This window comes from Micromonospora sp. ATA51 (genome assembly GCF_016802855.1).
GTDB lineage: Bacteria > Actinomycetota > Actinomycetes > Mycobacteriales > Micromonosporaceae > Micromonospora > Micromonospora sicca.
This window is the reverse complement of the sequence record NZ_JAEVHJ010000303.1, coordinates 1-8,339: the sequence shown is the minus strand read 5'-3', so window position 1 is coordinate 8,339 and position 8,339 is coordinate 1. Positions and strand designations below refer to the sequence as shown.

At 69.6% G+C, this 8,339-nt stretch carries 11 protein-coding genes; 8 read left to right on the top strand and 3 right to left on the bottom strand.

What is annotated here, in order from left to right; all coding sequences use genetic code 11:
- Nucleotides 1-1,205: acyltransferase (locus tag JNW87_RS30865; protein ID WP_238454880.1), on the bottom strand; the 1,205-nt coding region annotated here is incomplete at its 3' end.
- A gap of 206 nt (nt 1,206-1,411) precedes the next feature.
- Here JNW87_RS30865 and ngcE point away from each other — a divergent pair.
- From ngcE to JNW87_RS40955, 3 genes are all read left to right on the top strand, one after another.
- Nucleotides 1,412-2,827, top strand: a complete 1,416-nt coding sequence (ngcE, locus tag JNW87_RS30860) for an N-acetylglucosamine/diacetylchitobiose ABC transporter substrate-binding protein (protein ID WP_109804155.1) — start codon at nt 1,412-1,414, stop codon at nt 2,825-2,827.
- Between the two features lie 61 nt (nt 2,828-2,888).
- Nucleotides 2,889-3,398, top strand: coding sequence for a sugar ABC transporter permease (locus JNW87_RS40960; RefSeq protein WP_309234116.1), 510 nt, complete (start codon nt 2,889-2,891; stop codon nt 3,396-3,398).
- On the top strand, nt 3,386-3,796 hold the full coding sequence (locus JNW87_RS40955) for a sugar ABC transporter permease (protein ID WP_309234115.1): 411 nt from the start codon (nt 3,386-3,388) through the stop codon (nt 3,794-3,796). Before JNW87_RS40960 ends, JNW87_RS40955 begins: the two co-directional genes overlap by 13 nt.
- A gap of 11 nt (nt 3,797-3,807) precedes the next feature.
- On the opposite strand, the gene JNW87_RS30850 is transcribed toward JNW87_RS40955, so the two are convergent.
- Nucleotides 3,808-5,022, bottom strand: coding sequence for an RNA-guided endonuclease TnpB family protein (locus JNW87_RS30850; RefSeq protein ID WP_109804173.1), 1,215 nt, complete (start codon nt 5,020-5,022; stop codon nt 3,808-3,810).
- Nucleotides 5,023-5,255: 233 nt separating this feature from the next.
- On the opposite strand from JNW87_RS30850, the gene JNW87_RS30845 reads away from it, so the two are divergent.
- Nucleotides 5,256-6,029, top strand: a complete 774-nt coding sequence (locus JNW87_RS30845) for a carbohydrate ABC transporter permease (protein WP_201749870.1) — start codon at nt 5,256-5,258, stop codon at nt 6,027-6,029.
- A gap of 272 nt (nt 6,030-6,301) precedes the next feature.
- On the opposite strand, the gene JNW87_RS30840 is transcribed toward JNW87_RS30845, so the two are convergent.
- On the bottom strand, nt 6,302-6,637 hold the full coding sequence (locus tag JNW87_RS30840) for a hypothetical protein (protein WP_238454879.1): 336 nt from the start codon (nt 6,635-6,637) through the stop codon (nt 6,302-6,304).
- A gap of 104 nt (nt 6,638-6,741) precedes the next feature.
- On the opposite strand from JNW87_RS30840, the gene JNW87_RS30835 reads away from it, so the two are divergent.
- From JNW87_RS30835 to JNW87_RS30820, 4 genes are read left to right on the top strand one after another with little or no spacing between them, the layout of a single operon-like run.
- Entirely contained in the window at nt 6,742-7,116 is a 375-nt protein-coding gene (locus tag JNW87_RS30835; RefSeq protein WP_109804152.1) for a glyoxalase superfamily protein, read from the top strand.
- Nucleotides 7,109-7,252: a hypothetical protein gene (locus JNW87_RS30830; RefSeq protein WP_238454878.1), complete on the top strand. Its 144-nt coding sequence runs from the start codon at nt 7,109-7,111 to the stop codon at nt 7,250-7,252. Before JNW87_RS30835 ends, JNW87_RS30830 begins: the two co-directional genes overlap by 8 nt.
- A complete protein-coding gene (locus JNW87_RS30825; RefSeq protein ID WP_238454877.1) occupies nt 7,222-7,428 on the top strand; it encodes a helix-turn-helix transcriptional regulator in 207 nt (68 codons plus the stop codon). Before JNW87_RS30830 ends, JNW87_RS30825 begins: the two co-directional genes overlap by 31 nt.
- Entirely contained in the window at nt 7,421-7,837 is a 417-nt protein-coding gene (locus JNW87_RS30820) for an SRPBCC domain-containing protein (protein ID WP_238454876.1), read from the top strand. Before JNW87_RS30825 ends, JNW87_RS30820 begins: the two co-directional genes overlap by 8 nt.
- Nucleotides 7,838-8,339: the final 502 nt, after the last annotated feature.

Here is an 8,339-nt window from a genome sequence, read left to right as displayed (position 1 = left end):
GGACCGGTGCCGTCGGTGCCGGACGCGGTGCGGCCGGGGGCGCGGGTGTCGGACCTGGCCGGGCTGGTCCGGCGGCTGCGGGCCTCGATCCGGCCGAAGACGGCGACGAGCGCCGCCAGCACCACGGCCAGGGCGAGCAGCCAGGGCACCCGCCACGCCCACCAGGCCGCCGAGCCGACCCGGGAGGTGGGGAGCACGCCGACGGCGTCCAGCAGGCCGATCAGCAGCACGGCGGCGGTCAGCTGCCAGAGGAAGACGGTCAGCACCACCGAGTTCACCGCGATCACCGCCTGCCACGGGCCGGTCCGGCGCAGCCAGCGGCGCGCCGGGGCCCGGAGCAGCAGGATCAGCCCGAGCTGCGCGGTGGCGACGGCGAGCAGCGCCAAGCTCGGCGGCGCGGCGTTGTCCAGCCGCTCGCCGGGCACGTTGAGCATCGCCACCGGGTACGGCCCGACGATCGTCAGCAGCACCAGCGCGACCAGCCCGCCGGCCAGCAGCGCCAGCCCGGTGCGCCGGGAGGTGGGCAGCCGCCGGCGGCGCGGGGTGTCCGGCGAGCGGGCGTCGTACCAGGCGAAGCCGAGCTGGTGCACGGCCAGCCAGCCGAAGAGGTAGTTCCCCGTCGCCAGGCCGGCCGGGCCGACCAGCCGGCCCAGGTCGCCGAGCGCCACGAGGCCGACCAGCACCAGCGGCACGACCAGTCCGAAGCGACGGTGCAGCGCGTACATCGGCGGGGTCAGCGGGACGACGATCAGGTACGCGACGAGGAACCAGAGCGGGATGGTGGCGAACCAGACCACGGTGCGGATCTCGCTCGGTTCGGCGCCGCGCAGCCGGGCGACCGCCGCACCGACCGCCAGCACGACCAGCAGGGCGGTGGTCGGGCGGACCAGCCGGGCGCTGCGGTCGACCAGCCAGCCGGTGGCGTCGCCGCCCCGGGAGCGGCGCGCGGTCAGCGAGGCGGCGTTGGCGTACCCGCCGACCAGGAAGAAGACCGGCATCACCTGGGCCACCCAGGTCAGCGGCCAGGCCCAGGGCAGGTCGCCGAGGGCGGAGTGGCCGGTGGGCCGGCCGGCCCGGTCGTACCCGATGACGGTCACGCCCCAGTGACCGAGGACGACCATGATGATGGCGAGCGCTCTGAGCAGGTCGACGTAGCGCTCCCGCCCCGCCGGCGTGCGCTCGGCGAGCTGCCGCAGGCGGCGCATGGGCCCAGGCTATGCCAGCCGGCGCCGGCCGGTGGTGATAACGGTTCGGTCCCCGGGTCTTGTGGTCCGCGTCCCACTGTCGTAGAAATTCTTCAGCAAGATTATGAGAACTGAAGACAAGCAACACACGACACCCCCGTGCCTCGACGCCGCGGCCGCCATCCCCCAGTCCCGGCGGCCGCCCGTACCCGAACCGAGGAGATGTGATGAACAGGCGTGACATCCTGCGGCGCAGCGCCGCCGCCGGTCTGCTGGCCACCCCCGCCGCCGGCCTGCTCGCCGGCTGCGCCACCTCCGGCGGCGACGACAAGTCCGACGCCGGCACCTACAAGGGCACCAAGAGCGAGCAGAACCCGCTCGGCGTCAAGGAGGACGCCCCGCTCGAGGTGGTGATCTTCAACGGCGGCTTCGGCGAGGAGTACGCCAAGGCCCACGAGGCCATGTACAAGGAAAAGTACCCGAAGGCCGAGATCAAGCACTCCGCGACGCAGGAGATCAACAAGACCCTCCAGCCGCGCTTCGTCGACGGCACCCCGCCCGACGTGGTGAACAACTCCGGCGCCGGGCAGATCGACCCCAACGGCCTGGTCTCTCAGAACGCCCTCGCCGACCTCGGCGAGCTGCTCGCCGCGCCGAGCCTCGACATCCCGGGCAAGACCGTCAAGGACACCCTGCTCCCGGGCGCCGTCGAGGTCGGCTCGTACGACGGCAAGTTCCTGGTGATGAACTACACCTACACCGTCTACGGCATCTGGCACTCCACCAAGCTCTTCAGCGAGCGCAACTGGCAGTACGCGAAGACCTGGGACGAGCACATCGCGCTCTGCAAGCAGATCAAGGCCGCCGGCATCGCCCCCTGGACGTACGCGGGCATCCACCCGCGCTACATGAGCTGGCCACTGATCTCCACCGCGATCAAGCTCGGCGGCCCCTCGGTCGCCCTGGCGATCGACAACCTCGAGCCGAACGCCTGGAAGTCCGACGCGATGAAGACCGCGGCCGACGCCTGGTACCAGATCGTCAAGGACAAGTACATCCTGGAGGGCTCGCCGGGCCTCGACCACAAGCAGTCGCAGACCGCGTGGTGCCAGGGCAAGGCGGCCTTCATCTCCTGCGGCTCCTGGCTGGAGAGCGAGCAGAAGGACGTCACCCCGGCCGGGTTCAACATGACCGTCGCCCCGACGCCGAGCCTGGGCAGCGGCGACAAGCTGCCGTTCGAGGCGGTCCGCGGCACCGCCGGCGAGCCGTTCATCGTGCCGGCCAAGGCGAAGAACGTGGCCGGCGGCCTGGAGTACTTCCGGACGATGCTGTCCAAGAAGGGCGCCCAGGACTTCACGAAGAAGGTCGCCAGCCTCACCGTGGTGGCCGGCACCACCGAGGGCGTCGAGCTGCCGTTCGGGCTGGCCACCGTGGTCAAGGCGCTGGAGGCGTCCGGGTCGAACGGCTTCAACTGGGTCTACAACAACTACTACCGCAAGCTGGAGCGCAACCTCGTCGACGCCGCCTGCGGCGAGTTCTTCAGCGGCCGGTCCACCCCGGCGGAGTTCCTCGACCAGTGCCAGAAGGGCGCCGACTCGATCGCCCAGGACAGCTCGATCAAGAAGTACAAGCGGGCCGCGTGACGTCCCCGGTGGGGGCGGGCGGTCCCGCCCCCACCGCCCGAAACCAGGGAGGGTCGCCCCGGTGCGACATGGCAGATACCCGCTGATCGTCAGCTTCCTGCTGCCGCCGCTGGTGCTGTACGGCGTCTTCGTGCTCTCGCCGTACCTCCAGGCCTTTCAGATCTCGACCACCGACTGGCTGGGATATTCCGCGCAGGCCGACCCGGTCGGCATGGCCAACTTCCGCACCCTGCTGCACGACGGCTACGTCTGGAACGCGTTGAAGAACAACGCGATCCTGCTCGCCCTGGTGCCGGTGCTCACCATCGCGCTCGGCCTCTTCTTCGCCACCATGCTCACCATGGGCGGCCGCAAGGGCCGGGCCGGGGTCTCCGGGGTACGGGGCACCTCGGTCTACCGGCTGGTCTACTTCTTCCCGCAGGTGCTCTCGGTGGTGATCATCGCGCTGCTCTGGAAGGAGATCTACCACCGAACAGCGGCCTGCTCAACGGCGCGCTGCGGGCGGTGGGCCTGCCCGCCCCGACCTGGCTGGGCGACCCCCGGTTCGCCTTCTGGTGCGTGCTGGCGGTGATGGTCTGGAGCAACGTCGGGTTCTACGTGGTGCTCTTCGGCGCGGCCATGCAGGCCATCCCGCGCGACATCTACGAGGCGGTGCTGCTCGACGGCGCGTCCCGGGCGGTGATGCTGCGGAAGATCACCATCCCGCTGCTCTGGGACACCGTGCAGGTGGCCTGGATCTACCTGGCCATCGCCGCGCTGGACGGCTTCATCCTGGTGCAGCTGATGACGAACGGCGGCCCGAACTTCTCCTCCGACGTGATCGGCAACCGGATGTACGACACCGCGTTCGGCAGCGAGACCAAGTTCGGGTACGCCTCGGCGATCGGCGTGGTGATGTTCTTCCTTACCCTCTCGGTGGCGGTGCTGGCGCTGCGGGCCGCCCGGCGCGATCGGATCGAGTTCTCTTGACATATTCCGCCCTATTCGGAGGCGGACCCCGCGATCGCTCGTCGGGCTTCCTGCTTCATCGGGCCGCGCCGTCCCCGCGTACGCGGTTCCGGTCTTACCGGTCCTCCACAGGCGTTTTGTCTCTCCGCCAGCCCGGCGGCGAGAATATTCTTAGCAGCATTGACATCCCGGTCGTGCGTTGCCCCACAACGGCAGGTCCAAGAACGGATGTTCAACGGCATCCGCTCGGCGTAATGGCCGCAGGAGGAGCATCGCTTGGAGGACGGGAACCATCGGCTCACTACGATGACGCTACGGCCGTACCACTGGGCCTTGTATTCCAGCATCGAGCGCAGTTCCGACCACCCAGCATCGGAGATTGCCCTTGCCAGGCTGTGATTTTGAAGCATGTTCTTGACGCTGAGGTCCTCGATCACGACCGTTTGGTTCTCGCGGACGAGTCGGGTGGTCAGCTTATGAAGTTCGTCGCGACGGCGGTCGGCGATCCGCGCATGGATCTTGGCGACATGAAGCCTGGCTTTCTCGCGGTTGGCGGATCCTCTCTCTTTACGGCACAGGCTTCGCTGGGCCTTTCGCAGTCGCCTCCGCTCGGGGACCGCATGTCTCGGGTTGGCAACCTTCTCTCCAGTGGAGAGGGTGACCAGCGCACTCAGGCCCACGTCCACGCCGACGACACGGTCAGTGGCTGGCAGTGGTCTCACCGATCGATCCTCGACGCGAAGCGAGACGAACCAGCGGCCTGCGGCGTCGCGACTTACGGTAACCGTCGACGGGTCAGAACCCGGAGGCAGCGGACGCGACCAGGCAATCCGCAGCGGACGGCGCATCTTTGCCAAGGTGAGCTGCCCATCCCGCCAGGTGAAAGCGGAGCGCGTGAACTCAGCCGAAGCGCGGGAACGCCGCCTGGTTTTGAAGCGAGGGTATCCAGACCGCTTAGCAAAGAAGGAATCAAAAGCTGTCTGCAGGTGACGGACCGCTTGCTGGAGCGGAACGGACGAAACCTCGTTCAGGAAGGGGTACTCGTCCGTCTTCTTCCAGCGGGTAAGCGCAGCAGACGTCTCTGCAAAGCTCATGGCACGGCGTTCGGTCTTGTAGAACCGGGTGCGCTCTTCGAGAGATTTGTTGTACACCACGCGAACGCATCCGAAGGTGCGGCTCAACTGTTCCGCTTGGTCCGGCGTGGGGTAGAAGCGGTACTTGAACGCTCGTCTCACCGCTTCACCCACGCCCGCCATGTTACGAGTCCACTGTGACATTTCTGAGGGGAGGGAGCGGCGTGACTGCTAACCCGGACCAGACCTCGCCGTCCCGCACGGCGGACCCTGCGACCGCCGTCGGCGCCACGGCCGTTGAGAAGGCTGGCGGTCAGCCCATACCTCGGCATGCCGATCGGCCGCTGCGGCGGGAACTGGGCGTGGCGAACGCGTTCTCGCACACCTTCCTGCTGCTCTGGGCGGCGATGACCATACTGCCGCTGGCCTGGATGTTCGTCAGCTCGCTCAAGAGCAACAGCGAGATCCTGGCCGACCCGTGGGGGCTGCCCGGCGCGCTGCGCTTCGACAACTGGGCGCGGGCCTGGACGAAGGCGCACATCGGCCAGTACTTCCTGAACAGCGCGGTGGTGGTGGCCGGCTCGCTGACCCTGACCATGCTGCTCGGCGCGGCGGCCGCGTACGTCTTCGCTCGGTACGAGTTCCGCGGCCGGCAGGTGGTCTACTACCTCTTCGTCGGCGGGATGATGTTCCCGGTCTTCCTGGCCCTGGTGCCGCTCTTCTTCGTGGTCCGCAACGCCGGCCTCTTCGGCACCTGGACGGGCCTGATCCTGGTGTACGCGGCGTACTCGCTGCCGTTCACGATCTTCTTCCTGACGGCGTTCTTCCGGACCCTGCCGACCTCGGTCGCGGAGGCGGCACTGATCGACGGCTGTGGTCACTTCCGGCTCTTCTTCCGGGTGATGCTGCCGATGGCGCGACCGGGACTGATCAGTGTCGGCATCTTCAACTTCCTCAGCCACTGGAACCAGTTCCTGCTGCCGCAGGTGTTGATGCAGGGCGACGAGTCGAGGTGGATGCTCGCCCAGGGGTTGAACGCGCTCGCCGTCAACCAGGGCTACGCCGGCGACTACGCGCAGCTCTTCGCCGGCCTGGCCATCGCGGTGCTCCCGGTGCTGGTGGTGTACGTGACGTTCCAGCGGCAGATCCAGGCCGGGCTGACCGCGGGCCAGCTCAAGTGAGGTGTCGGCCGCCACAGCAAACGGGGCAGCGGGGTCTCCCGGTGCTCCTCTATGGTGGGCCGGCACATTCACCGGATTGACGGGGATCACATGTTCCTTCTCTACACCCTTCTGCTGATGCTCGGTGGCATCGCGATGATCGTCATCGGTCTCGCGATCCGTGAGCAGGGCACCGGCTCGCGGATTCTGAACGTCGTCGTCGGCCTGGCATTCTTCTGCTACGGCTTCTACCTGATGTTCCTCTTCGAGGGCGGCACCTACCGGATCTTCTTCTACGCCTTCATCCTGCCGATCCTGCTGATCGTCCGGGCCGTGAAGGCGCGCAAGGAGGCCAGGGAGCAGGCGGCGGCGCACCAGGTCGCCGCCCAGGGCCACCCGGGCCAGCCCGCGCCGGGTTGGTCGGCGCCCGAGGGGAGCCCGGCCCGTACGGCCAGGCCCCGCAGGCGCCGCAGGGCTATCCGGCTCCGCAGGGCTACCCGGGCCACCCGGGCCACCCGGGCCACCCGGGCCACCCGGGCCACCCGGGCCACCCGGGCCACCCGGTCCCGCAGGGCCAGTTCGGCCACCCGCAGGGGCAGTACGGCCACCCGCAGGGGCAGCCGGGTCACCCGACCAACTGACCTCGGGCCTCGGAGCGGGCCGGTCGACCCCCGGGTCGGCCGGCCCTCTTCCGGCTTGACTGGTAGGAAATCTCCTACCTATTGTGGCGGGCATGACCGTGACCCATGTGCAACTCGTCTCCGTGCCCGTCAGCGACCAGGACCGGGCCCGTGACTTCTACGTCGACGTCCTCGGCTTCGACCTGATCTGGGACAACCCGATGGGCCCCGGCGGCCGCTGGGTGCAGGTCGCGCCAAAGGGGGCAGCCACCGCCCTGACCCTGGTCACCTGGTTCCCCACCATGCCGCCCGGCTCGCTCAAGGGCCTCGTGCTGGAGACCGACGACCTCGACGGCGACGTGGCCGCGCTGCGCGCCCGGGGTGTGGCCTTCGCCGACGGCGGGATCCAGACCGCCCCCTGGGGCCGGTACGCGACCTTCGACGACCCCGACGGCAACGGCATCGTGCTCCAGTCGACCCGTGTCTGAGGGGGACGTCTTCGCCGCGCTGGCCAATCCCACCCGGCGGGAGCTGCTCCGGCTGCTGCTGGAGCGGGGCGAGCAACCGGTGCAGCGGCTCGCGACCACTTCGACATGCGGCGCCCGAGCCTGTCGGAGCACCTGAAGGTGCTCCGGGACGCCGGGCTGGTGGTGGAGCAGCCGGTCGGCCGGCAGCGGCTCTACTCGTTGCGTCCGGAGCCGTTGCGGGAGGTCGCCGACTGGCTGGGCCCGTACGAGCGGTTCTGGCGCGCCCGCCTGGCCGACCTGCGCGACGTGCTGGACCGGCTGCCCGATGAGTGATCACGCGACCATCGCGGTGGACCAGTTCCTGGCCCACCCACCGGCCAAGGTCTGGCGGGCGCTGACCGATTCTGATCTGTTGGCGCGCTGGCTGATGCCGAACGACTTCCGCCCCCTACCGGGTCACCGCTTCACCTTCCACACCCAGCCCCGGCCCGGCCAGGGCTTCGACGGGGTGGTGCACTGCGAGGTGTTGGAGATCGACCCGCCGCGCCGGCTGCGCTGGGCCTGGCGAGGCGGCCGGCTGGACACCGTGGTCACCTGGACCCTCGCTCCCGAGGGGCGGGCACCCGGCTCTTCCTCGAGCACGCCGGCTTCGACCCGGACGACCCGGTGCAGCGCCGGACGTTCACCCTGCTCGACGGCGGCTGGCGCAGCCACGTCTGGCGTCGGCTCGAGGCGGCGCTGACCGCCGTCGAGTAGCAGATGGCCGGACGGCGCCGGGACCGGCCCGCCCGCCACCCGGCCCGACTCGGGCCGCACCCGGTACCGGTGCGGGTCGCCTGTGGAGCTGAATCGTCTGCGACATCGGCGGGCCCGGTGCCCGGCAGGCCGTGGGGTCAGGGCACCGTCCGGCGCCGAGTCCTGCGACATCGGCGGGCTCGGAACGGTGCGGTGCTGCCCCGGCGCGAACCTGCGCTGAATCGTTTGCGACATCAGCTCCATAGCGTGCGCCGGGCACATCCCCGGGTGGTGCCCGCGCGTGCGCTGCGTGCCGCCGGGGGGCACGGGGAGCGTCCAGGGGTGACGCTGCGCCGTACGCCTGATGCGCGGCAACGCGGCCGGACACGGGCCCCGGGCGACCGGGGCCACGTTCGGCCAGGTCTCCCAGGCCCTCGAAGAGGCCGCCGTGCCGTTCGCCGAGACCATCACGGTGGCCGGCCCGGCTGTCGTCGAACCGGTCCCGCATC

Coding starts and splice junctions, on each gene's coding strand:
- ngcE (WP_109804155.1), top strand. CDS start 1,412: ATGAACAGGCGTGACATCCTGCGGCGCAGCGCCGCCGCCGGTCTGCTG.
- JNW87_RS30845 (WP_201749870.1), top strand. CDS start 5,256: ATGACCATACTGCCGCTGGCCTGGATGTTCGTCAGCTCGCTCAAGAGC.
- JNW87_RS30835 (WP_109804152.1), top strand. CDS start 6,742: ATGACCGTGACCCATGTGCAACTCGTCTCCGTGCCCGTCAGCGACCAG.
- JNW87_RS30825 (WP_238454877.1), top strand. CDS start 7,222: ATGCGGCGCCCGAGCCTGTCGGAGCACCTGAAGGTGCTCCGGGACGCC.
- JNW87_RS30820 (WP_238454876.1), top strand. CDS start 7,421: ATGAGTGATCACGCGACCATCGCGGTGGACCAGTTCCTGGCCCACCCA.